General features: G+C 43.3%; 26 protein-coding genes. 12 read left to right on the top strand and 14 right to left on the bottom strand.

From position 1 onward, the window contains the following. Nucleotides 1-508 precede the first annotated feature (508 nt). Nucleotides 509-1,870 carry a tRNA uridine-5-carboxymethylaminomethyl(34) synthesis GTPase MnmE gene (gene mnmE, locus ABD772_RS15230; protein WP_345106289.1) on the bottom strand — a complete coding sequence of 454 codons (1,362 nt, stop codon included), beginning with the start codon at nucleotides 1,868-1,870 and terminating at the stop codon, nucleotides 509-511. A 65-nt stretch (nucleotides 1,871-1,935) separates the two neighbouring features. On the opposite strand from mnmE, the gene ABD772_RS15225 reads away from it, so the two are divergent. Then, the gene (locus tag ABD772_RS15225) at nucleotides 1,936-2,994 is read left to right on the top strand and encodes a nucleoid-associated protein (protein ID WP_345106287.1); all 1,059 of its coding nucleotides are present in this window, start codon (nucleotides 1,936-1,938) and stop codon (nucleotides 2,992-2,994) included. A 325-nt stretch (nucleotides 2,995-3,319) separates the two neighbouring features. On the opposite strand, the gene ABD772_RS15220 is transcribed toward ABD772_RS15225, so the two are convergent. The 5 genes from ABD772_RS15220 to proS all read right to left on the bottom strand — a co-directional run bounded on the left by ABD772_RS15220 (nucleotide 3,320) and on the right by proS (nucleotide 7,741). Further along, the gene (locus ABD772_RS15220; protein ID WP_345106285.1) at nucleotides 3,320-3,682 is read right to left on the bottom strand and encodes a DUF5655 domain-containing protein; all 363 of its coding nucleotides are present in this window, start codon (nucleotides 3,680-3,682) and stop codon (nucleotides 3,320-3,322) included. A 120-nt stretch (nucleotides 3,683-3,802) separates the two neighbouring features. Further along, complete coding sequence (locus ABD772_RS15215; protein WP_345106282.1) at nucleotides 3,803-4,705, bottom strand: TIGR02757 family protein; 903 nt, start codon at nucleotides 4,703-4,705, stop codon at nucleotides 3,803-3,805. 100 nt (nucleotides 4,706-4,805) lie between these two features. Then, nucleotides 4,806-5,945, bottom strand: a complete 1,140-nt coding sequence (locus ABD772_RS15210) for a cystathionine gamma-synthase (protein ID WP_345106280.1) — start codon at nucleotides 5,943-5,945, stop codon at nucleotides 4,806-4,808. 185 nt (nucleotides 5,946-6,130) lie between these two features. Then, entirely contained in the window at nucleotides 6,131-6,265 is a 135-nt protein-coding gene (locus tag ABD772_RS17605; protein WP_425562840.1) for a four helix bundle protein, read from the bottom strand. 3 nt (nucleotides 6,266-6,268) lie between these two features. Next, on the bottom strand, nucleotides 6,269-7,741 hold the full coding sequence (gene proS, locus ABD772_RS15205; RefSeq protein WP_345106278.1) for a proline--tRNA ligase: 1,473 nt from the start codon (nucleotides 7,739-7,741) through the stop codon (nucleotides 6,269-6,271). 130 nt (nucleotides 7,742-7,871) lie between these two features. On the opposite strand from proS, the gene ABD772_RS15200 reads away from it, so the two are divergent. Together ABD772_RS15200 and ABD772_RS15195 are read left to right on the top strand one after the other, a co-directional pair. Further along, nucleotides 7,872-8,825: a hypothetical protein gene (locus tag ABD772_RS15200; protein WP_345106276.1), complete on the top strand. Its 954-nt coding sequence runs from the start codon at nucleotides 7,872-7,874 to the stop codon at nucleotides 8,823-8,825. A gap of 9 nt (nucleotides 8,826-8,834) precedes the next feature. Then, nucleotides 8,835-10,304: a hypothetical protein gene (locus ABD772_RS15195; protein ID WP_345106274.1), complete on the top strand. Its 1,470-nt coding sequence runs from the start codon at nucleotides 8,835-8,837 to the stop codon at nucleotides 10,302-10,304. A gap of 40 nt (nucleotides 10,305-10,344) precedes the next feature. On the opposite strand, the gene ABD772_RS15190 is transcribed toward ABD772_RS15195, so the two are convergent. Then, nucleotides 10,345-10,491: a hypothetical protein gene (locus tag ABD772_RS15190; protein ID WP_345106271.1), complete on the bottom strand. Its 147-nt coding sequence runs from the start codon at nucleotides 10,489-10,491 to the stop codon at nucleotides 10,345-10,347. An 83-nt stretch (nucleotides 10,492-10,574) separates the two neighbouring features. On the opposite strand from ABD772_RS15190, the gene ABD772_RS15185 reads away from it, so the two are divergent. The 3 genes from ABD772_RS15185 (at nucleotide 10,575) to ABD772_RS15175 (ending at nucleotide 12,906) form a co-directional block, all read left to right on the top strand. After that, nucleotides 10,575-11,321 (top strand): DUF4905 domain-containing protein, encoded by a 747-nt coding sequence (locus tag ABD772_RS15185; protein ID WP_345106269.1) that lies wholly within the window; start codon nucleotides 10,575-10,577, stop codon nucleotides 11,319-11,321. 93 nt (nucleotides 11,322-11,414) lie between these two features. After that, a complete protein-coding gene (locus ABD772_RS15180; protein ID WP_345106266.1) occupies nucleotides 11,415-12,272 on the top strand; it encodes a LysM peptidoglycan-binding domain-containing protein in 858 nt (285 codons plus the stop codon). After that, nucleotides 12,265-12,906 (top strand): uridine kinase family protein, encoded by a 642-nt coding sequence (locus ABD772_RS15175; RefSeq protein WP_425562839.1) that lies wholly within the window; start codon nucleotides 12,265-12,267, stop codon nucleotides 12,904-12,906. The genes ABD772_RS15180 and ABD772_RS15175 overlap by 8 nt, the downstream gene beginning before the upstream one ends. Nucleotides 12,907-12,967: 61 nt before the next feature. Here ABD772_RS15175 and ABD772_RS15170 read toward each other — a convergent pair whose 3' ends face one another. Both ABD772_RS15170 and ABD772_RS15165 read right to left on the bottom strand, forming a co-directional pair. Continuing rightward, nucleotides 12,968-13,636 carry a 3-oxoacid CoA-transferase subunit B gene (locus tag ABD772_RS15170; protein ID WP_345106263.1) on the bottom strand — a complete coding sequence of 223 codons (669 nt, stop codon included), beginning with the start codon at nucleotides 13,634-13,636 and terminating at the stop codon, nucleotides 12,968-12,970. Nucleotides 13,637-13,739: 103 nt separating this feature from the next. After that, nucleotides 13,740-14,441, bottom strand: coding sequence for a CoA transferase subunit A (locus ABD772_RS15165; protein WP_345106261.1), 702 nt, complete (start codon nucleotides 14,439-14,441; stop codon nucleotides 13,740-13,742). Between the two features lie 96 nt (nucleotides 14,442-14,537). Between ABD772_RS15165 and ABD772_RS15160 the strand changes: the two genes are divergently transcribed. Further along, complete coding sequence (locus tag ABD772_RS15160; protein ID WP_345106258.1) at nucleotides 14,538-14,954, top strand: hypothetical protein; 417 nt, start codon at nucleotides 14,538-14,540, stop codon at nucleotides 14,952-14,954. Between the two features lie 333 nt (nucleotides 14,955-15,287). On the opposite strand, the gene ABD772_RS15155 is transcribed toward ABD772_RS15160, so the two are convergent. The 3 genes from ABD772_RS15155 to ABD772_RS15145 form a co-directional block, all read right to left on the bottom strand. Further along, the gene (locus tag ABD772_RS15155; RefSeq protein WP_345106256.1) at nucleotides 15,288-16,364 is read right to left on the bottom strand and encodes an SGNH/GDSL hydrolase family protein; all 1,077 of its coding nucleotides are present in this window, start codon (nucleotides 16,362-16,364) and stop codon (nucleotides 15,288-15,290) included. 127 nt (nucleotides 16,365-16,491) lie between these two features. Beyond that, nucleotides 16,492-18,852, bottom strand: coding sequence for an endonuclease MutS2 (locus tag ABD772_RS15150; protein WP_345106254.1), 2,361 nt, complete (start codon nucleotides 18,850-18,852; stop codon nucleotides 16,492-16,494). Nucleotides 18,853-18,856: 4 nt separating this feature from the next. After that, nucleotides 18,857-19,417: a DUF4296 domain-containing protein gene (locus tag ABD772_RS15145; RefSeq protein WP_345106252.1), complete on the bottom strand. Its 561-nt coding sequence runs from the start codon at nucleotides 19,415-19,417 to the stop codon at nucleotides 18,857-18,859. A 39-nt stretch (nucleotides 19,418-19,456) separates the two neighbouring features. Between ABD772_RS15145 and ABD772_RS15140 the strand changes: the two genes are divergently transcribed. The 5 genes from ABD772_RS15140 to ABD772_RS15120 are packed head-to-tail and all read left to right on the top strand — an operon-like array spanning nucleotide 19,457 to nucleotide 23,321. Next, the gene (locus ABD772_RS15140; protein WP_345106249.1) at nucleotides 19,457-20,146 is read left to right on the top strand and encodes a YggS family pyridoxal phosphate-dependent enzyme; all 690 of its coding nucleotides are present in this window, start codon (nucleotides 19,457-19,459) and stop codon (nucleotides 20,144-20,146) included. 1 nt (nucleotide 20,147) lies between these two features. Continuing rightward, entirely contained in the window at nucleotides 20,148-20,633 is a 486-nt protein-coding gene (locus tag ABD772_RS15135) for a GNAT family N-acetyltransferase (RefSeq protein ID WP_345106247.1), read from the top strand. Nucleotides 20,634-20,636: 3 nt separating this feature from the next. Beyond that, nucleotides 20,637-21,437, top strand: a complete 801-nt coding sequence (locus tag ABD772_RS15130) for a DUF3298 and DUF4163 domain-containing protein (protein WP_345106244.1) — start codon at nucleotides 20,637-20,639, stop codon at nucleotides 21,435-21,437. Further along, nucleotides 21,438-22,694: an aspartate kinase gene (locus tag ABD772_RS15125; protein WP_345106242.1), complete on the top strand. Its 1,257-nt coding sequence runs from the start codon at nucleotides 21,438-21,440 to the stop codon at nucleotides 22,692-22,694. Between the two features lie 36 nt (nucleotides 22,695-22,730). Beyond that, a complete protein-coding gene (locus ABD772_RS15120; protein ID WP_345106240.1) occupies nucleotides 22,731-23,321 on the top strand; it encodes a thioredoxin family protein in 591 nt (196 codons plus the stop codon). A gap of 3 nt (nucleotides 23,322-23,324) precedes the next feature. On the opposite strand, the gene ABD772_RS15115 is transcribed toward ABD772_RS15120, so the two are convergent. Both ABD772_RS15115 and ABD772_RS15110 read right to left on the bottom strand, forming a co-directional pair. After that, nucleotides 23,325-24,011 carry a hypothetical protein gene (locus ABD772_RS15115; protein ID WP_345106237.1) on the bottom strand — a complete coding sequence of 229 codons (687 nt, stop codon included), beginning with the start codon at nucleotides 24,009-24,011 and terminating at the stop codon, nucleotides 23,325-23,327. Between the two features lie 75 nt (nucleotides 24,012-24,086). Then, nucleotides 24,087-24,269 (bottom strand): hypothetical protein, encoded by a 183-nt coding sequence (locus tag ABD772_RS15110; protein ID WP_345106234.1) that lies wholly within the window; start codon nucleotides 24,267-24,269, stop codon nucleotides 24,087-24,089. Nucleotides 24,270-24,316 lie beyond the last annotated feature (47 nt).

The following is a 24,316-nucleotide window of genomic DNA, read 5'->3' as shown; positions in this document are numbered from 1 at the left end:
GCACCGGGCACGCTGTATCTCAATGCTTCGACAGCAACTATTTGCTCTTTTACAGGGTGCTTTCCGACGATGCATTGGTAATTGAGGACTATTTCATCATCTATTCCTTGCGGGATGACGGTGATTTGCAGCTCATTAAGCAGATTAAAAACCGCAGCAATACTACTTCGCTCCATAAATAAGGTATAGGTTATATTAAAAAAGCAACCTCGGTTAAGATGCCAAAGTCATCATCACTGACAAGGCCATTTGTTTAACCAGATTTAATTGGTAAATCTAACTTAGTAGTTTCTTGTTTGAATTCCAAATATTATTATAAATTTCTGACTATTAGAATAATAGAAAGATTATACGCGTTATCACATATACAAAAAAGAGTACCTATTTAAAAGATCTTAGTTGATTATCTAAGCTCTAGTCTCAATTATCAAGAAATTAAGTGAATCAGCTTATCAGGAGAATGACACGAGTTTTTTTGATAGGAATGAGTATGACTTCGTTTTTATAACTATTTGCCGATACAGAATTTACTAAATATATTATCCAGCAGATCATCAGTAGTTACGGCGCCTGTAATCTCACCCAGATAATGTAGTGCCTGTTTAATGTCCATCGACAGGAAATCTGAAGTAACTGAATCAATTCCTCGTAGCACATCGGCCAACGCCTCCTGGGTTCTTTGCAGTGCTTCGAGGTGCCGGATGTTAGTGACAAGGGTTTCGTTGCCGTCCAGCTGTTCTTTAATTGCCGAGTGGTATATTTTGGAGCGTAACTCGCTAATACTTGTTCTTTCCCTGGCGGATATAGCCAATATACCAGATTGGTTCAGTTTTTCAATTTGCTGGGATGATAATAGATCGGCTTTATTGGCTACGATGAGTGCAGTAACTCCTTGTTGCTGCAATTTGGTCAAGTCGCTGTTTAGCTCTTCATCGGTTAGAAGTGCTGCATCATAAATATAAATTACCAACGCCGACTGCGCTATTTTTTCCATCGTACGCTGTACCCCTATCTTTTCAATAGCATCCGTGGCTTCGCGAATGCCGGCGGTATCAATTAATCTGAAATTAATACCATTGATATTAAGCACTTCTTCTATAGTGTCACGTGTAGTGCCGGGAATATGGCTCACTATAGCGCGTTCTTCATTTAATAAGGCATTTAGCAAGGTTGACTTACCGGCATTTGGCCGACCTGCTATGACGGTATTTACGCCCTGTTTAATAGCGTTTCCTAATTCGAACGATTGCACTAAAGTGCCTATCACCCGGCTGATATCATGGATCAGTTTCTTTAACTGATCGCGGTTGGCAAATTCTACGTCTTCTTCGGCAAAATCAAGTTCCAGTTCAATTAGCGAAGCAAATTGTACCAGTTGTTCGCGCAGGCCTTGTAATTGATTACTAAATCCCCCCCGTAACTGCTGCAGAGCTACCTGTTGCGAGGTTTTAGAGTTCGAGGCAATAAGGTCGGCTACAGCTTCTGCTTGCGACAGGTCCATTTGGCCGTTCAGGAAAGCACGTAGCGTAAACTCGCCGGCTTTTGCCAGCCTCGCTCCTTTTTTGATGAGCAGTTTAATAATTGATTCAATGATGTAGTTAGACCCATGGCATGATATCTCCACTACGTTTTCGCGGGTGTATGATTTGGGTGCGACGAACAGCGAAACTAAAACCTCATCCAATATCATGTCATCGTCTGTTATATTGCCGAAATGAATAGTGTGCGAGGCCTGTTTAGCTAGGTCCTTGCCTTTAAACGTGCTGTTGGCAATGGCTATAGCATCGGGTCCGGATAAACGGATCACCCCGATAGCGCCGGTGCCCGACGGAGTGGCTAAGGCAACAATGGTTTCTTCGGTATTTGTCATTACGGGCAAAGGTCGCAAATTAGTGGCATCAATACTAAACTAAAACGGTAAATTGCGTGTCAATTATGGTAACCGCATTCGAAGCTTATTTAGATACAATTTCAGTACATCACGTTGGCAACCAGGCGCAAAGCGAAATGTATGCTTTGTCAGATCATCCACTTGAGTTAAAGGACGAGTTAATTTCGAGTCTGTTAAAGCAATATTTCCTTTCACCCTTTCAAAAAGCGGTAGAAGTTTATCACCTTATGCACAGTAGCGGTAATCTGGCGTTGAACGAGGTGCACAACTTTGTTTCGCAGATATTTGAGGACAAGGATAAGTTTCATGAGATGTCTGAACAAATAGCCAAACATCTGTACAATGTAACCAATCATCCTAATATTAAACCGGGCGAGCTATACGTCGCTTATTTTAAGGATGTGCAGATCGAGGGCAACCTGTTGGATGCCATCGGCATTTTTAAATCAGAGAATAAAGAAACTTATCTGAAAGTCTACCCGGAAAATAGCGGTTTTGCGGTCGACTATGAGGAAAATGCCATCAACATCAATAAACTGGATAAAGGAGTACTGATCTTTAACATCGAAAAAGAAAATGGCTATAAGGTGGTGGTTATTGACACTGCCAACCGTGGACAGGATGCTGCTGTTTACTGGAAAGATGATTTCCTGCAGTTAAAGATACGCAATGACAGCTATAACCAAACCAGCAACGTCCTGGGTATTTACAAAAACTTCGTTACTGAAAAGATCGACGATGAGTTTGATATGACCAAAGCGGATAAGATCGATCTGCTTAACCGCTCGATGAAATATTTTAAGGAAAAAGAGACATTCGACATGGATGAATTTGGCGAGGAGGTGATCAGTAATCCTAAAGCAATTGAATCATTCAAAACATTTAAGAGCCAGTATGAGGATGAGTTTGATACCCGCATTGGCGACACCTTCGAAATATCAGACAATGCGGTTAAAAAACAATCGCGTATTTATAAGAGTGTGCTGAAACTGGACAAGAACTTTCACATCTATATTCATGGCGATAATAAGCTGATTGAAAAAGGTTTTGACGATGAGCGGGCCATGAATTATTATAAGGTTTATTTTAAAGAAGAGCAATAACCCCCCATACTGTTTCACAAAATAGTGAAACACTTTGAAACACTTGAAACACTTTTTAGGTATAAATATCTCAAAATGAGTTATTTATAAAAATCGGGTGAAACACTTTGAAACAGTAGTAATACTTTAGGTAAACGACATTAACTTATTCATATATAGTATGTTAAGCTATTTATTTACCATCGCGGCTAAATCCAGTGAAACACCTGAGGTGAAACAGCGCTGAAAATTTGAAACCCGACAAAAATGGATTGAACCAAACCTTCTTATCTGAATTTAAAACACAGCGGCAGCTTACTAAGCAAGTGGGATGACACCTCTTCCTCTACTTTTCCTCACAATACGCCCTACGCATAAACCCGATCACTTCGTCATTAATATCTTCTGCATTCAACACCCGCAAATGGTGATTAAATTGCTGGGAACCCGGCACTTGCCCCACCTTTTGAAAGCATAGATTATCGTTATAAGGTTGCCTAAACGGGAACACTATGTGAATAAAATTCTTACCCAATTGCGTTATCCAGGCTGTGCGTTTATGCGCGTTGGAAATACCTACCATGGTTTTGGTAGGTTCGACAATGATATCGCCTATCTTTTCAAATTCTGACAGGAAATGATCGTACAGCATTAACGTGTGTGCAGATTTGCCCGCTAAAAATTCGCTGATGCGTGGGTGTAGTTGCATGATTCTTCTCCATCTTGTCATTTCAACGGGAGAAATCCGTACACGGACAGTCAATGTAATACTTAGCGTGTGTATAGATCTCTCACTACGTTCGGGATGACATACTTTTTAAGAATATTATCAAGGCAATATAGGCAAAATAGCGTCACGGCCCCAACGCTCCTCTATGCCTAAGCCAAAAAGGGCAAAATCGTATTTAACCGGATCTGCCGGGTCGAATTCGCGCAGGCGCCGGGTTAGTTCAATAGCGGTTTGCCAGTCGGTTTGTTTGCGGGTAATGAGTTTGAGATGGCGGGCTACGCGGTCGACGTGCAGGTCGCATGGCACAATCAGGTCTGCTGGTTTGATCTGCTTCCAGATACCAAAGTCGACAGCTTTATTGTCATTGCGCACCATCCAGCGCAGAAACATATTCAGACGCTTACAGGTTGATTTTTGCGAGGGTGATGATACATGTTTTTTGGTGCGATGCGGATAGTCAGGCAATGAAAAGAAATAGCGACGGAAATAGTTAAGATACCTTTCTATCGGCTCGTCCGGAGCTTCTTCAAAATTTGGCCTGTCGCCCTGAGGCTCTCGAGGGGTGAGCGGAAAGGCGTGCCCCGCACGCTTCGAGTGCCTCAGCATGACAGCGCTCTTTGTTTGTTCTTCCTGCTGTATGAACGCCGACTCCAGCGATTCATGATTCTCATAATGCGCCCTAAAAAACGCAATAAAATACAGTGTATCAATATCATTAAAGGTACGATGTTTAAAGTGCAGCAGCTTTTTCAGGTCGATCTCCTCATGATTCATAATAAAATCGTGCGGCGCACCGTCCATCAGCGTAATCAATTCTTTACATTTCCTGATAATGGTTGGGCGCTGGCCCCAGGCCAGTGTGGCTGCCCAAAAACCCATGATCTCGATATCCTGCTTTTTGGTGAACATGTGCGGGATACTGATAGGGTCGTTAGCAATAAAACCAGGTTGGTTGTATTGCGCTACTTTGGCGTCGAGGAAAGCTTTGAGATTGTCTTGCATATTACCAAGCTGTCATTGCGAGTGTAGTGGCAATCGCCCGGAGAACGGCTTTAACGTGTGCGATTGTTTCGTCGTTCCTCCTCGCAATGGCCCTAATTTTTTACGCCAGCGCCTGCTTCAAATCATCCAGCAAATCATCCACATCCTCTACCCCTACACTTAAACGTAACAGGTTATCAACCACCCCAACTGCCTCGCGTGCTTCTTTGGGTATCGATGCATGCGTCATGGTAACCGGATGATTAATGAGCGACTCCACTCCTCCCAATGACTCTGCCAATGAGAATACTTTAAATGATGATGCTATACGAAAAGTTTCTTTAAGGTCGGCACCTTTCAGGGTAATCGATATCATCCCCCCAAAATCGCGCATTTGTTTTTTTGCGACGTCATGGTTTGGATGGTCGGTAAAGCCCGGCCAGTATATTTTTTCAACCTTCGGATGCGTTTTCAGGAACTCAGCTATTTTACGGCCATTCTCACAATGTGCTTTCATGCGCAAATGCAGCGTTTTAATGCCGCGTAGCACTAAAAAACTATCCATAGGGCCCGGTGTGGCACCGCACGAGTTATAAATAAACCACAGGCGTTTATACAGGTCCTCGTCGTTCAGCATCAAAGCGCCCATTACCACGTCGCTATGGCCGCCAATGTATTTGGTTACAGAGTGCATTACCACATCGGCACCCAAATCAATCGGGTTTTGCAGGTATGGCGAGGCAAATGTGTTGTCAACCACCGTCAATATACCTTTTTCCTTGCCTATTTTGGCCACCACCTCAATATCAACGATCTGCATCGTCGGGTTGGTTGGTGTTTCTATCCAGATAAGCTTTGTATGAGCGTTTACATGCTCACGGATGGTCTCCGGGTCAGACAAATCCAGGAAATGAAACTTGATACCGTAATTGGCAAATATCTTCGTAAATATCCGGTAGGAACCGCCATATAAATCATTTCCGGTAATTACCTCATCTCCGGGAGCCAGTAACTTCATTACCGCATCCGTGGCGCCCATTCCACTCGAAAATGCCAATCCAAACTTAGCATTTTCCAAAGCCGCCAAACAGCTTTCCAAAGCCTTACGCGTCGGATTTGTTCCGCGCGAATACTCGTAGCCTTTATGGTCTCCAGGCGATTTTTGCCAGTAGGTTGATGTCTGGTATATCGGCGTCATTACCGCGCCGGTTGACGGATCAGGCTCCTGACCAGCGTGGATTGCCTTGGTTGCGAATTTCATTTTGTGGTTGATTAAGTTGATTGGTTGATGGAGTGAGTAGTTGGTCTAGCTCAATTCATCAACCTTTTTCTTTTTAAGATATTGAATATAACCATTTAACAATCTCAAACAGCTATCATACGCTAAGTAAAACTTCCAGCCCGGTATAATTTATGATCTTTTTATCGACAGCAATTAACATATCATCAAGTGTTTCTGACCATGAACCGCGTGCCATTATACAAAAACGGATATTGTCTTGGTAATAAGCGACCGTGCCCCTCTGCAATGTTATTATCTATTGAACGGGAAGAACGCATGATTTGATCAGTAATCAACACTCCCTAATACGCTCTTGCAAAAAGAACCCTCTGCGTCGACGGCTTACCGGTTAAGATACATTTACCTTCTTCCTGCTTGTTATTTAAAGGAATACAACGGATAGTCGCTTTAGTTTCGTCTTTTATGCGTTGTTCGGTTTCTGCAGTGCCATCCCAATGAGCTGACAGAAAACCGGGTTTTTCGTCTAACAGGCGTTTAAACTCTTCGTAATCGTTCACCTCGGTGGTGTTTTCGGTGCGGAAGTTGGCGGCTTTTTGGTAGATATTTGTCTGAATTTCCTCTAGCAACGCTTCTATCCTGGCGGCTAAGCCTTCCTGGTTAACGGTTTCTTTGGTTTTAGTATCGCGACGTGCCAGTTCAACTGTACCGTTCTGCATATCGCGGCTGCCTATAGCCACTCGCAATGGCACACCCTTAAGTTCGTATTCGGCAAACTTAGCTCCGGGACGATGGGTATCGCGATTATCAAACTTAACTGAAATACCTGTTGCTATCAATTCTTTACGCAGGCTGTTTACGTAGGTGGTTATGTTTTCCAGCTCTTCGTCATGCTTATAGATCGGCACAACAACTACCTGTATAGGCGCCAGTTTTGGCGGCAATACCAGGCCTGCGTCATCAGAGTGCGCCATGATGAGCGCGCCTATCAAACGGGTTGATACGCCCCATGAGGTAGCCCAAACATAATCAAGCTTGTTTTCTTTATTGGTAAACTTTACATCAAAAGCTTTGGCAAAGTTCTGACCCAAAAAGTGCGATGTGCCAGCCTGCAACGCTTTACCGTCCTGCATTAAAGCTTCGATGCAATAGGTATCCAAAGCACCAGCAAAACGTTCGTTTGGTGTTTTGCGGCCTCTTACTACGGGTAGTGCTAAAAAGTTCTCTACAAAATCGGCATAAACCTCCAGCATTTGCTCGGTTTCAGCAACAGCTTCTTCGGCTGTGGCATGGGCGGTATGCCCTTCCTGCCATAAAAACTCGCTGGTACGTAAAAACAAACGGGTACGCATTTCCCAGCGCATTACGTTGGCCCACTGGTTAACCAGAATAGGCAGGTCGCGGTATGATTGGATCCAGCCACGGTAAGTATTCCAGATAATGGTTTCTGATGTCGGGCGGATGATTAATTCTTCTTCCAGTTTAGCTTCCTCGTCTACTACGATATTACCACTACCGTCATTTTTTAAACGATAATGCGTTACCACTGCACACTCTTTAGCGAAACCCTCAACGTGGCTGGCTTCTTTAGAGAAAAATGATTTAGGAATAAGCAAAGGGAAATAAGCATTGCTATGGCCGGTGTCTTTAAACATCTTATCTAAGACAGATTGCATCTTTTCCCAGATAGAATACCCGTACGGTTTGATGATCATACAACCCCTAACCGGCGAATACTCAGCCATATCTGCTTTTATAACCAGATCGTTATACCATTGCGAATAATCTTCATCTTTACTAATAACGCCTTTACTCATTGTTGTGGAATATATTTTGACTGTTTAATTACTTAAATTTGTGCTCAAATTTATAAATTTATACGTTATCAGCGCGCCAAATTAAACCATTGGTGTAAATTATAGTCAAACGCGCATAACCAAACCTACAATGAAAAGGGACCTGCTAAAAGGAATTGTTTTGATCAGTGCGGTTGCATTGAGTTCCTGTTCTACGCTTACTGATATATCAAGCAATAAAATTATAGGCGATGATGTGTATTACACTAAAGCGAAAGCCGGTGTATCTGAGTACTCTGTACCCGAATATGTAGAGCAGCCGCAATTAAGAAACGATGATTACTATTATTATGGCGACTATGAATCGCGCATAAGACGTTTTAGTTACGCATCGCCATTTGATTATGATGATGATTACTATGGCGACTATGTGCCCTATACATCGGTGTCTTATCGGGATACAACCGAACAATATGCTTATGCTCCTGATGACTATACCTATGATCCTTATTATGATGAGTTGGGCGTATACTCTGCTTATGATTTTGGTTATGGCGATTACTGGGGCTACGACAACTTTGGTTATGGCATAGCTTACTCTACCTTTGTTTATAGCGGCGGCACACGGGCTACACACAGAAAAGATTACTCCCATTCAAATAACAATGACGGTATTTTTGTAAGAGCAAATACCGGCAACCATCACTACGGCAACTCGATATTTAGCCAGGGCATTAATGGTAGCGGTGCAGCTAAAGCTACAGTACCGGCATTTACCCGTGGCAACACTGCTGCAGTCGGTAATCCGGGCTTCAAAGGGATGCGTCCCGGTGGCAGCAATGCTGTCTATCCTGGTCGCCCGGGTATGAATTCAACCACCGGTCAATCTATTAACAGCGTAGCCGGTACAAACCGGCCAATCCGTCCGGCAGATGAAAATCCCAGAGCGGTTAGACCTGCCATAGAACGGGCCACACTTCCGTCATTGCCGCCATCAACGTCATCATCAAGCCGCGGTTCAAGTTCAAGCTCAAACTCAAGTGGTTCGAGCTCTGGCGGCGGCGGTTCAAGCAGTGGCGGCGGCGGCAGACCAGTCAGGCCATAAAGCACATATATGAAATTTAGATATACATTTTTTGTAATTGCGTTTTCGGCAATTAGCACCAGCAGTTTTGCCCAATACGCCAAGGATGCTGTACGTTTTTCAACCTCACAAATCGGCTCTACCTCGCGTATTAAAGCGCTGGGCAACGCCGGCACAGCTGTAGGCGGCGATCTGTCATCACTTAGCGGAAACCCGGCAGGTTTGGGTTATTTTACACATTCAGAACTAAGCATTACGCCCGAGTTTGATAGTTACGGCAATAAAGCGTCTTATATAGGCCAGCCGAGTTCTGCAAACCAGAATAAAGTTAACTTCAGCAATGCGGGTATCGTATTTTATAGCCAGCTGGATAAGCCCGCGGGCAGCAACAGAAACAAAGGCTGGCTGAGCGTGAACTTTGGCGTAGGCTATAATCGCACCAATAACTTTTATGAGCGTATAAAATATGGCGCAAAAAATGATGCTAACTCTATAACCGATTATTATGCAGACCTGGCAAACGGGCAAGGCGTAAGCGATGGTAGTTTACAATCATGGGCCTTTAATGAGAAATTGATCGATAAGTATGGGATTCCATCGAACTATAACTATCAAAGCAACGCCTTCCCGGGTGTGCAGCAAACAGGCTTTATAAGCCGTACAGGCGGGCAAAGTGGTTATGATATAGCAGTAGGCGCCAACTATAGCAATAAACTATATGTTGGTTTAGGTATGGGCATAAGCGAAATAAGGTATCATACCAATACCAGCTTTAATGAAACCGGCAACCTGAGCGTATCAGAAAACGGTATCCCTGTTACGCATGGCTTTAATTCAACTTATACACAGTTTCAGGATACCAAAGGCGAAGGTTATAATGTTAAACTGGGCATACTTTACAAGATCATTGAAAACGTGCGCGTGGGTGCTACCATTACCACTCCTACTTATTATACCATTGACGATTCATTTAACGAGGGGCTTAACAATAACCTGAGTAGCGGCAGTCAATATGTTGACGGACCTGCTGGTTATCCTTTAAGCTATAACATGCGCACGCCGTTTAAATTTGCCGGCGGCTTGTCTGTGTTTATGGGTAACGTTGGTTTTATTACCGGCGATGTTGAGTACATTGATTACACAACTACCCACATAAGCAGCAATGACGAATACACCAGCGATTATGACAACGGCATTATCAAAAAACATTATCGTGCGGCAGTTAATGCTCATGCCGGCGCTGAAATTAAAATCATTGATACCTTTTTCTTACGCGGCGGTTACGGAATACAAGGCACATCGTTAAAAGATGGTACTAACACCAGGATGCTAACCGGCGGCTTGGGTTATCATTTAGGCAACTATTATATTGATGCAGCCTACATGAATTTAAAAGGGTCGCAAAACGTAACGCAGTATGATATTGGCAATAATACGCCAAAGGCTGCCGTCAACGCTAGTAACAACAACTTTTTCCTGACTATCGGTTTAAAATATTAAACAGCCTATCGTATCATAGGAGACGATAGGCATTGCGTCTCTATATTATACGGATGTAATTAATCCTCATTAACAAACGAGCGCAGCATCCAGGTGTTTTCTCTTTAAACTGCATAAAGCGATTGATCATGTCGTTGGTGCCATCGTCGCCTGCTTTTTCAGTAATCACTAATAGTTGACGCTCCATTTCTATAACGGCTGCTGTTTGCTTTTGTTACGTAAATTTACCATTCCTGTCGATATTAAACAGCATCTTTGTGAGCTATGACTATGCTATCACCTTTCATCAATAAACGTCTCGATGGTGTGATCTGGCGCATGGAAATTGATAGCTTAAGCGATACTATTTTCCTTGAAACCCGCACTGACGACAGGCAGGTTGCCTTTACTTCGGTTAACCTTAATACCGGGGAAACTAACTTTGAGAACCATACAACTGCAGAGCGCTGGCTTACTGGCATAGAGGCGGCTTATGACGGGCTTTTGCTGCTGCACAATTATCAATCAGAAAACACACCGGTACACAAGGGTATTTCCGCGATTGACAACGCAGCACAAATTATTTGGAGCAACTATACCTATGGCTTTGATCACCTGACGGTAAACGGGCCAGTGGTATTTAACACACAGGTGCAGCCTAAAAAATTATTTTTGATTGATATCAAAACAGGCACGATGCTCAGAACTTATAACCCGCCAATCGACGTCGAGATTGATAATTATATAAGGTTTCCGCAAACGACAACGCCCGCTCAATTAAATGGACCTTTAACCAGTGATAGTTATGGAAACGTTGCACAATACCTGCACTACAATAAATTCAGAATTGTATCTTTGCACACTTTAAACAATGGGCAGCTACAGCAGCGTTTGTTTATAAACGACGAAACTGCTACGGTATATGAAGATTTATTAAATACCGGGATACAAAAAATGCAGCCAGAGTCGTTTATCTTGTATAAAAACCTGGTGATATACATTAAAAACAAATCAAATTTAATAGTAACGCCCCTATAAATTACTGAATAATAATTTATTATGAAATTAAAGACTTTATTATTTCTAACATCCCTATTAATCTCTTCCACCTCACTTTTCGCGAAAAACAGATTGACCGATTCAATTGGAGTTGAGAATTTGGATGGTAAAAAAGTAATCTTACATAAATTAGATCCAAAAGATAATTATTACTCGATAGGCCGCCGCTACAATGTAAAACCCGGCGATATCATTAAGTTTAACAACAACGCACCGCTGAAAATTGGCGGCATCATCAAAGTACCTACAGACAGATCATTTTTAGAAAGCACTAAACCTGCTCCCATAAAGTCTGCTAAACAGGCGAATACGCCCGCTACACCACAACAAACAAAAGCTGATACACAGCCAAGCCAGGCACCTGCTAATACCGGCCTTGCTTCACAACAATATAAAGTATCGGCTGGCGAAACCCTGTACGCTATAGCTAAACGCTTTAATTCGAGCGTTGAGGAATTAACCAAGCTAAATAACTTAACCAATACTACCCTTACTCCAGGTCAAATTATACAGGTAAAACCAAGTTCGACCGAAGTATCGTCAGCTACCGAAGCACCACGCCCCGTTGCCAAACGCGACTCGACCAGCTATGTAAGCAGTATAGATAGTGCCGAAAGGAGGATCAATACCAACCGTTATGGCTTATTCGAGAAAACCGAAAAAGGCGTAGCCACCTGGATTGACGACACCAGCCTTGACCCTAATAAAAAACTGGTTTTGCATCGTACCGCCCCTATCGGTACGGTAATTAAAATAACTAACCCCATGACAGGTCGTACTACATTTGCTAAAGTGGTAGGGCGGCTAAACGACAGCGCGTCGACTAAAGATGTTATCCTGGTGATGACTAAAAATGTAGCAGAATCAATCGGTGCATTAGACAAACGCATCCACGTAAATATCAGCTACGGTACGCCTGATAATGAGTAAGCCTTATATTATTGGTATTGCCGGTGGCAGCGGCTCGGGCAAAACGTTTTTCTTAAAGCGATTTTTAGATCATTTTTCGCCGGATGAAGTTTGCCTGGTTTCACAGGATGATTATTACTTCCCCGTAGCGCATAATATGACGCCCGAGGAAAACAAGCTTTACGACTTCGATAAACCGGCGACCATTGATGCCGGGCAATTTGAAAAGGACATCAAAAAACTGACTGCAGGCGAGGTGATCTATAAAAAGGAATACACCTTTAATAACCCCAACGCTGTACCTAAGATACTGGAGATTAAACCGGCGCCTATCCTGATCATTGAGGGCCTGTTTATCTTCCACTTTAAACCGATTGAAGAATTGCTGGACATGCGCATCTTTATCGACGCAGATGAAGCCGTTGCTTTGGAACGCCGCCTGAAACGTGATCTGATTGAACGCGGCTACTCACACGATGATGTGATGTACAAATGGGTAAACCACGTCGTACCGGCCTATAAAGAGTTCTTACTGCCTTATAAAGACGGCTGCCATAAAGTAGTTATTAATAACTCGAACACCGCTGAAGGCATACAAGCGGTTACCGATGAGATATCTGAAGATCTGCGAAAAAGGGTGCTTAATAAGGCGTGACGCTTTCCGTATTCCTAAATATTCCGGGTATACTGCACCTTAAGTTTCTTTACCACGTCATTTATGTATGGTGATTAATTTCCATTTCCGGCACATCACCTTCAATAATTAACTTTCCAGCAGTAGCTTGCTTTATTTCTTCAACAGATACTCCCGGTGCACGTTCTATAAGTTTAAATCCGCCTTCAGGTAAAATATCCAACACAGCCAGTTCAGTAACAATCTTTTTAACGCAGCGGATGCCGGTCAAAGGCAAATCGCATTGAGGCAATAATTTCGACTCGCCGGCCTTATTAACGTGTTGCATGGCAACAATGATATTTTCTGCCGATGCCACCAGGTCCATTGCGCCGCCCATGCCTTTTACCATTTTACCGGGGATCTTCCAATTGGCTATGTCTCCGTTTTCTGATACTTCCATGGCACCCAGAATGGTCAGATTCACTTTTCTGGCGCGGATCATCCCAAAGCTCATGGCCGAATCAAATATTGCAGAGCCGGGCAGCATGGTAATGGTTTGCTTACCGGCATTGATCAGGTCGGGATCTTCATCGCCCTCAAACGGAAAAGGCCCCATGCCAAGCAACCCGTTCTCAGATTGCAGAACAACATCCATATCCTTTGGTATATAATTAGCAACCAATGTAGGTATGCCAATACCCAGGTTTACATAGTAACCATCTTTTATTTCCTTAGCAATGCGTTTTGCTATTCCTGTTTTATCCAACATATTTAAATCTCTTTGTCGTTGCGAGCGAGGACGAGCGGCAATCGCAAGCATGCAATGTGCGCGTCCCGATAACCGCCGGGCGCCACGCTACGCTCAGTTATAGTTAAGTTGTTTTACTTCTAACGGTCCGCTGCTCTATCCTTTTCTCATAATTCGTCCCCTGAAATATCCGATGCACGTAAATACCAGGCGTATGAATGTAATCAGGGTCCAATTCTCCCGGCTCAACCAGTTCTTCTACCTCGGCAATGGTTGTCTTGCCAGCCATAGCCATAATGGGATTAAAATTCCGCGCGGTAGCGCGGTAGATCAGGTTGCCCATCGTATCGCCTTTCCATGCTTTTACGATAGCGAAATCAGCATCAAAGGCCAGCTCCATTAAATAGTCTTTACCGTTAAATTTTCTTACTTCTTTGCCTATGGCTACCTCGGTACCTATGCCTGCGGGTGTAAATATTGCCGGCATACCGTAACCGGCGGCCATGCAACGTGTGGCTAACGTACCTTGCGGTACCAGTTCAACTTCCAGTTCGCCGCTGAGCAGTTGCCGCTCAAACTCCGCGTTTTCGCCGACATAAGAAGAGATCATCTTTTTTACTTGTCGTTGCCTAAGCATAAGGCCTATGCCGAAGTCGTCGACACCAGCATTATTAGATATACAGGTCAGATCTTTTACGCCTTTTTTCACCAGTGCAGCAATGCAATTTTCGGGCAGTCCACACAAACCGAACCCGCCCACCAACAGGGTTGCGCCGTCATGTACATCGCGCACGGCATCGTCGGCATTATTACAAACTTTGTTCATCGGCTATAATTGATTTAATAAAGCTACTAAATCGTAATACACAAAAACAATTAACAAAACCATGTATTACTATTATATAACCATTAAACAAAGATTATGTTATTTGAAGATAATGATTTGCAGAGCGAAAAGAGCAGGGATGCCGAACAAGGCCAGCCCAATGCCTATCGTGTAGAGGATGACGACAATAAAGACGAAGATGATCTGACACGCTTTGATGACAAACGGCCGATTTCTGAAGGCCAGCCAATGGGTGGCCAAAATTTCGGCTCAAATAACGTCACCCGCGCAGGTAATGATCCGGCTAACCCGGCGAAAAACTCAGGTAATAGTAACGCTTATTTTAAGCGCACCGAACCTGCCGAAGAGCATCCGGAAGATAATAACTTTAAACCGGGCGAAAAAGCGGTTTACAGCGAAGGTACCGTTGACAATGACGGCGAAAGTGATGACAAGCCGAACATCCCCGGACCGGGTGAGTTACCCGACCAGCAAAAGGTTGGCGAAGAGTAATGGAAATGCGGCAGCACCATTAAGCATCCACGCTTAACGGAATACCAGGGCAAGCGTAGGCAATTAAAATCTGCTAATGTCTTGAGCGCAGACGCTCATAAAGAAATATATTCAAGCGTGGACGCTTGAACAGGCAGGGAACGTTTCTTTACACTCATGGCAACGGACTCCGGTGACAAAAAAGATAACGTTGCCATTTCGACCGTAGGGAGAAATCTATACACGGACATTCACATCATGCGTAGCGTGTGTATAGCTCTCTCCCCCTGATTGAGATGACATTTTCTCCATCAATGCGTTTAACTTAAAGATACTACTCTGCACCCTTTTATGCTACCATTTCACATGCTGATCAATAAAGCTAATTAGCTGACCGGCCATGGCTTGTTGTTCTTCTCCGTTGGGATGCCCCGCGCTGCCTTTGTAGGGAAAAAAGCAGGTTAATATCTTCTTATCATTCATGCTGGCTACAGCTTTTTCAATATATCCCGGCCATACAGACCCGGCTTGTGTAGCGTCCATATTGCCCAACGCGCAAATGATACTTGCTTTAGGATACTTATCTCTGATAGATTTAACCATATCGTGATACGCTTTTACGATCTGTACATCAGTTGGCGCAGTTGTGCCAAAGCGAGCTTTAAATTCGGCATGATCGGGCTGCTTAACTAACCATGAGTCATTTTGAAATAAGTTGATGACCACCACATCAGGCTGATATTTGCTAAAATCCCATTTGCGGGTTTTATCATTGCCGTCTATCAGGTCGAACATTTCAGGCATGGTCTGCGGAAACCAGCTTATGGTTACTCCTATACCGCTGCGGGCGGTGCAATAATATTCGGCATCAAAATGCCGGGCGGTAATGGCGGCATAGCCTACATAATTATTCTCGTAAGGTGCGGTGCCCCTGTCCTTTCCGCTTGAATCTTCAACCGCATATCCGCAGGTGATAGAATTGCCAAAAAATTCGATCTTACGTTTCTTTACAGGCGCAGCAGCCAGCACTTTGGCTTTATTATCAAATTGCAATTGATAAAGCCAGGTTTTACCCATTGTCCATTCAGTACGCTTAAACAGCTCCAAATTATGCTTGCCCATTGGCAGCCCCTCGGCCAGTGTGTATTCTTTTTTTGTTGGGTCTAAATGTACTTTGGCGATCACCCTACCGTCGATGATCACGTTATAAAAGTTCTCACCGTGTTGATCTTTTAGTATGGCTTTTACACCTGTACCATTAAAGTTTACACTGATTGAACTGCCCGGCCACGACAAGACGGCTGCATCAGTACTTTTATCAATACGGCCCATGTAGTGTATCCGCGGGTCATCGCTCTTAATAATTACTTGCGCCTGCGTACAATTGTTTAACGTAGACCATAGCAGCAAACAGATAAAGTAGTTACGCATAATTTTAGATTTTGAAGAGATGCCATTGCGAGACCGGTATGGTTCCAGATAGCTATGAGACGCGCACCAGGCTCCTTGCGATTACTTCGTCGTTCCTCCTCGCAATGACAAATTTATTATTGTACAATTATCTCAAATATACATAAGTGATCCCATCGCCGCCACGGTCTGCATGTTCATCTTCCAAACGGTCTACCTGATCATATTTTTTCAGGTACTGGCGGATCATTTTTCGCAGGATCCCATCCCCTTTCCCATGAATGATCTTGATGTTGCCGTAGCCCATCATCACGGCCCGGTCAAACAATCGCTCTATCGCAGCCAGTGCGTCCTCAGTACGCATGCCACGCACATCAATCTCGGGGCTAAAGCTCGCAATATCACCGGTATTTGCAGCAAAATTGCGGCGTACCTCTTTCGGCACCGATGATTTAGAAACTTTTTGCACCCTTTTTCGCTTAGCCACCGTGCGCAGGTCGCCAATGGCTATAATCACCGTATCCTTAACAATTTCCATTACTTGTCCGGTAGTTTCAGAGTCTGTTAGTTTTACCCAATCGCCAACCTTCAACTCTTCATCATTCGGTTGTTTTTTTGGCGTTTCTGGTTTAACGGTATTTTTCTGCAACTCGCGGTTGAGGCTCTCGCGCAAATCGCGGGTTTTTTCTTTATCAGCGTTGTTACTCTTGATCTCAGCGATGGTGTTTTCAACCAGCTTATTGGCATTAAGGATGATATTCTTCGCTTCCTCTTTTGCTTCGCGGATGAGTACCTTTTTATTTTCTTCGAGATAGCTTTTCAGCTTTTCATTTTCGGTCAACAAAGTATCTACGCGGCGCTGCTGTTTATCGAGCTTAACGCGGGTATCCAGTATTTCCTTTTTTTCACGCTCCAGGCCAACAAGCAGTGAATCTACACTCTTTTGTTCTGAACTTATTTTGTTTTTCGCGAGATTAAGTACTTGTTGTGGCAAGCCTATTTTTTGCGCTATTTCGAATGCGTACGAGCTGCCCGGCTTACCTATCTCTAATATATATAACGGCTGCATTTCCACGTTATTAAATAGCATCGAAGCATTTTCAATACCTTCGGTGTTACCGGCAAATATTTTCAGGTTGGAGTAGTGGGTAGTTACCATCCCCCTAACCTTTTTATGATTAAGCGATTCCAGCACAGCCTCGGCAATCGGTCCGCCAAATTGGGGGTCGGTACCGGTGCCGAACTCATCTATTAAAATCAAAGACTTACCATTAGCATTCTCTACAAACTTTTTCATTTTAGAGAGATGCGCACTATAGGTACTCAAGTCACTTTCAATAGATTGATCATCACCAATATCTACAAAAAATTGCTTAAACACACCCACCACGCTGGTTTCATTTGCAGGAATTAACAGACCTGCCTGAACCATGAGCTGCAGCAGGCCCACCGTTTTCATACATACCGATTTACCCCCGGCGTTTGGACCTGACACTACGATAACACGTGTCTGATCGTCAATATGCAGATTTAGCGGTACTACAGTTTTCTTTTCCTTTCGAAAGTTCAGGAACAACAACGGATGGCGGGCATTAACCAACCGTAAACGCGGCTCGTTAACCACCTGTGGCAATTCGCCTTCAATATCGATAGCAAACAGGGCCTTAGCGCGCACAAAATCCAGTTTGGTGAGCAGACTATGGTACGAGAGTAAAAGCGGCACATAAGGCCTTAATTCGTCTGTCAGCGCAATTAATATTTTAATGATCTCGCGACGACGCTCAAAGTCCAGATCCCGGATACGGTTATTGAGTGTAAAGACCTCCTCGGGTTCAATGTATACAGTTTGCCCTGATGCCGATTCATCATGAACAAAACCTTTTAGTTTCCGTTTATTTTCAGCCAACACAGGGATACACAGGCGGCCGTCGCGTACGGTGAGCGAACCATCGGCGGTCCAGCCATTGGCTGTGGCGCTTTTAAATATCTGGTCAATTTTGCGGCGCGCCTCCTGTTCGGCTTTAGCTATGCCTGCCGATATTTCGGCCAGTTCTCGTGAGGCATTAGGCTTCATCTTTCCTTTGGCGTCAATTACCTGCTCAATTTTTCGGATGATGGCTTTCTCAATGGGCAAATGCTCAAACAGCGCTTCGAGGTTTGGATATTGCCCCTCGCGTTCGTTAAAATAAGCTATAACCGCAAAAACTGTGGTCAGCGAAACATATACATGAAAAAACTCCTCCTCGGTTAAAAAGGCCCCTTCGAGGCGGGCTTTGTTAGCCAAAGCCTTGATATCATAAAAATGGGTAATAGGCAGTGCGGCATCATTTTGCAGGATATTTTTAAACTCATGAGCCTGGCTTAAAAACTTACTGATTTGCTCAAAATTGCTCATTACCTGTATGCGGTCAACCATTTGTTGGCCCATCTCACTGAGGCAATGCGCTTTTATTAATTCTTTTACTTCGGTAAATCCCAGCTTATCAATGCTGTTTTCAGGGTAGATCATTCGTTTATTGCCCCCTTTTGAAGTGGTTTAGCACAGGACGAGGTATATTCTTACCATTAGGTAAAGGCTGGCTCATTCTCATGCGTCTTTCTTTGTCAATCAAATTTAATTGGATCTTCTTCGCGTCATCTTTCATTTTGTCAGACGACGAATCCTGCTTGCCTTTTTGCGTTTTTTTCTGCAGTCGCTCCATGCGTCTGCGGGTTATTTCATTATCCTTGGCAACAAGCGCATTGATAGAGTCTGATTTTGCTTGCAATATCTTGGCAATATCGTCGTACATAGGTATCATTACGTCAGGATGGCTAACATAATAGGCCATGCTTTTTCTAAACTGCGCCGAATCGGTATGATGCTGTTTAAAGACATAAAAATATCGGCCCGTTCCGTTGCGATACAAACTATCACCGTTGGGTTGATTTAAAAGGCTGCCGTCAACCAGGTGTACATCAACCAGCAGGTTCACCATTTCGTCCCGGCCCAGGACACCTTTTGCATCTTTATCGTTATTGCAGGCAAACAAAAAAAGCAAAGCTGAAAAAAACAAGATAATATGTTTGCGCATTCTTTAATTTAGCGGTTTGATTGACAAAATTACGGATTAATGAGCATTGCAGATAATATCAAACATCTAAAAACGCAGACTGTGCCAAAAAAAGTATCGCTGGTTGCGGTATCAAAGACAAAATCGGCTGCAGAAATACAGGAAGCCTATGATGCCGGGCAGCGTCTATTTGGCGAGAACCAGGTGCAGGAAATGGTTGAAAAACAAGAACAATTACCTAAAGATATTCAATGGCACCAGATTGGCCACCTGCAAACTAATAAGGTGAAATACATAGCACCGTTTATCGCGATGATACAATCGGTTGACAGCCTGAAACTTTTGCAGGAGATTAACAAACAGGCGCTGAAAAATAATCGTGTGATTGATTGCTTGCTACAGATCTACATAGCTGACGAGGAAACTAAATTTGGTTTGGGCTTTGATGAAGCCATTGAGCTTTTACGCTCGGAAGACTTTGCAGTATTAAAAAATATCCGCATACGCGGATTAATGGGCATCGCCACCAACACCGATAAAGAAAAACAGTTAAAAGACGAGTTTAATGAACTGAAAGTTTTCTTTGACGGTATTAAACAAAGCTTTTTCCGTAAGGATGATAATTTTAATGTAGTGTCGATGGGTATGTCGTCAGATTATGAAATTGCCATAGCACAAGGCAGCACCATGATACGTGTTGGCAGCACTATTTTTGGTGAACGGGTTATTAAACATTGGAAAAATAATTAGTATGACCAATGACTCCATGATCAACATACATTTAAGAGTAGCCGTAAAAGAAGATTGTCCGCGCTTACTGGAACTTGTTAATGAGCTGGCTCTTTATGAAAAAGCACCGCAAGAGGTAACCGTCACACTTGAGGAATTTGAGGCCGCAGGCTTTGGCAATAGTCCGGTGTGGAAAGCCTACGTGGCCGAAGTTGATGGTTTAGTTGTTGGATTCGCCCTGTATTATGTCCGTTTTTCAACCTGGAAAGGCTGCCGCATGTACCTGGAAGACTTTATTGTAACCGAGCCTATGCGCGGCCGCGGTATCGGTAAATTATTATTCGACCGGCTGATCCTTGAAGCCAAAGAAACGGGATTTTCAGGTATAGTCTGGCAGGTGCTCGACTGGAACGCGCCGGCGCTTAATTTCTATGCAAAATATAATGCGGCCATTGAAGCAGGGTGGTTAAATGCGTCATTATCCAAAGAACAACTACTAACCTATTGATCTATGAAAACACGGTGTTTTTTATTATGCGGATTGCTTGCATCACTAAGCAGCTGTAACTGGGGCGAAAAGAATACAACCAAACCGGATATTAATACAGATACGTTGGCTTATACTTACAAAACCATAAAAGAACGCGCGAGCGATTGCGGTAATAAACCTGACACCGGCTGTACGGTAGCTAAGATCACGTACCCCGTTTTCAACGGGCAGACGATGCTCAACAACTCAATATCAAGTAGTCTGCTCAATTTATTTAAGATGGATAAACACTATACAGATCTGCAACAATATGCTAAAGACTTCATCGGGTCTTTCGATGCCGTTAAAAAGCGCGAGGATCGTCCCGGCATGTTTTTTACGCTGGATAGTCACGCCGAAGTATTAAGACAAGACTCAAGCCTAACTACACTTGAAATCAGCGGTCATAACTTTCAGGGCGGCGCACATGGCAGCTGCATGACTACTTTTATCAACTGGAACACAAAGGCCAATAAAAATATCGCCCTTAGCGATTTACTTATTCAGCGTTATGTCGAAAAACTTACTGCCATTGCAGATACTATTTTCAGAAAACAGGAAAAATTAAGTCTGAGCGCATCTTTAGCTAACGACTACTTTTTCAAGGACAACAAATTCGCGCTTAATAATAACTTTCTTATCACTCCATTGGGTATTAAATTCCTGTATAATCAGTATGAAATAAAACCTTACGCGGCGGGGCAAACCGATTTGTTTATTCCCTACGCTAAGCTAAAATTGCTATTAAAACCTAACACGGTTATCACTCAATATCTAAAATAAATGCTTGTTTTTAAATTTGGAGGCGCATCAGTTAAAGATGCGGAAGGTATTATCAATCTGGCCAATGTAGTTAGTAAATATAAAAATGAGCAACTGCTAATTGTGGTTTCGGCTATGGGTAAAACCACTAATGCTTTGGAGAACCTAGCCAAAGCTTATGTAAACCAGTCTGACGATTTGCATGCTATTTACGAAGGCATTAAACGCTATCATTTTGAGATCATGGACCTGTTATTTGAACAAGGCCATCCTGTATTTGACGAGGTGGCTAATACCTTTGTCGAGATTGACTGGATGATCGAGGATGACCCGCATGATGATTTTGATTTTACTTACGATCAGATCGTATCGGTTGGTGAGCTGGTATCAACCCGTATTGTTGCCGCTTATCTGAATCAAGCAGGTTTAAAAAGCCAATGGATCGATGTGCGGGGTTATATCCATACTGATAATACTTATCGCGAGGGCGTTGTTCAATGGGACAAAACGCGGCATAGCATTCAATTGGGCATCCCGTCGCAACTGGAGCGGGGTTTTGTTGTTACCCAGGGCTTTTTAGGTGGTACGTCCGAGAACTTTACTACGACACTGGGCCGCGAAGGCTCTGATTATACAGCATCTATATTTGCCGCCTGCCTGGGCGCAGAATCGGTTACTACCTGGAAAGATGTCCCCGGAATTTTGAATGCAGACCCAAAACTGTTTGAATACACCGTTAAGTTTGATGAACTGACTTATACAGAAGCTATAGAAATGACTTATTATGGGGCGACCGTCATCCACCCAAAAACCATTAAACCGTTGCAAAACGCCAGGATACCTTTGCTGGTGAAACCTTTTAATGATCCGGGTGCACCGGGTACCATTATTAAGGAAACAGCTAACAATGTATTTGAAAAACCGGTTATCATCATTAAGCAAAAACAGGTATTGCTGTCTATAGCAACCAAAGACTATTCGTTTGTTACTGAGAATCATTTGAGTGATATATTTGGAAGGTTTGCCGGGCATCATATTAAAATAAACGTTATGCAAACCTCTGCCCTGAGCTTTAGCGTTTGTTTTGATTATAAGGAAGAGTATTTTGGCAGATTACTGGAAGCTTTAAATCAGAAATACAGAACAAAATACAATGAGAATTTAACACTAATTACCGTTAGACATTATACCACGGGCGCAATCAAAGAACTCACCGCCGATAAAACGGTGTTGTTAGAACAGATTAGCCGCAATACGGCTCAACTGGTTTTGAAATAAACAGTGTAGCTTTATCTTGCACAATAAAATCACATCATGAAAAAGCATCTATTATTATTTGCAATCCTGTTATTTTCGATATCAACGTTCGCCCAGGACACGCGGCCTGCCAGCAACGTAGTAATGAAACAGGCATACACGCAAGCTAAAAAAGAAAAGAAAAACGTGCTGCTGATGTTTCATGCTTCATGGTGTGGCTGGTGCAAAAAGATGGACGCCAGCCTGGAAGACCCTTCATGCAAAAAATTCTTTGACGATAATTATGTGGTTACACACCTCGATGTATTGGAGCAACCTGCCAAAGCCACGCTGGAAAATCCCGGTTCTTTAGAGCTGCTTAAAGCCTTAAAAGGCGAGAAAAGCGGCCTGCCATTTTGGGTAATACTGGATGCTAAAGGAAAGTTATTGGGCGATAGCCAGATCCGCCCTGCCGGGGCCTCATTAAATACCCGCGGCGAAAGCATAGGCTGCCCGGCGGCAGAGAATGAGGTGGCGTATTTTTTACGGTTGCTGAAATCAACCTCAAAGCTTAATGACGAGCAGTTGGCTATTATAGGTAAACGCTTTGCGATGAACAAACCCGTTCCGGTTACCAAACCCGCTGCACCAGTCAGCTCCTCGAAATAATAATTATAAGTTTTGTTTTATGCTGCGGAAAGGCTTATCGTAATCAGTACTGCTGTACATGGTCAGGATGCTGTCTTTTAGCACCATATAATCGCCTTGCTGGCTAACCACCATTTTGCGGATACCTTTCACTGTAACCTCCATCGGCGCTATTGCTGACACCACTTTGCCGGCACTGTCCAGTTCGAGAATATACAGCTGATTATTTTCGTGTTTGTCTTCTGCAATCATACTAATGGTTTTGGTACCATCATCAATGAACTTACCCAGAAGCTGTTTGCCGGTTAATTCTTGAGGGTCAAGGGCAAGTAGCTGTTTAGCTTTTTCGGGCGTAAAACCCATAAACTCAAAGCTTAAAAAATTCTTATCCTTGTCACTAACGGTATCAGCAGGCGACACGATCGATTTATCGTGATAAGCAGCAGTAGCGTATACAACAATGCCGCCTTTATTTTCATAACTATTCCCCGGTAAAATAAAATCAACTTGTAAATTATTGTATTGCGAGCTATCTTTTTTTAAATAAGCTGCTATATCAATCATCTCCTGCTTGCTAAGCCGACTATTTACCTGTACATCCAGCTTGGCACCGTCCTTTTTTTTGACCGATTTTAATACGTGAAAAGGTGTCTTTGGTTTTGAGTTGCAGGCGGTAAGTACTACCAGGCATAGGGCGAGTATTTTTTTCATATCGCCACAAAAGTATGGATTATACGTATAACCACAACAAAAAAAGCCCCCGATGCAAACCGGGGGCGGTATCTGCTATAACAATGGTTTTCTCTTTTGCGGCCTGTGCGCGCTGTCTTTACTTGAAGTTTGAAATGAACGTTGGCCACCGGCATTACTAATGCCTCTTTCTTTCGCTCTCTCACTTTGGTCGGTAAAGTTACGATCCGCAGTTGAGGAGCCCTGAGCTTGACCGTTTTTAAAATCCTGTGTCTTCATGATTTTTAGATTTAATGTCACAAACATATTGCAACAACTATACCAGT

This window comes from Mucilaginibacter panaciglaebae (assembly GCF_039539265.1).
Lineage (GTDB): Bacteria > Bacteroidota > Bacteroidia > Sphingobacteriales > Sphingobacteriaceae > Mucilaginibacter > Mucilaginibacter panaciglaebae.
Note: the sequence above shows the minus strand (reverse complement) of the source record. Positions and strands in the feature narration are given on the sequence as shown.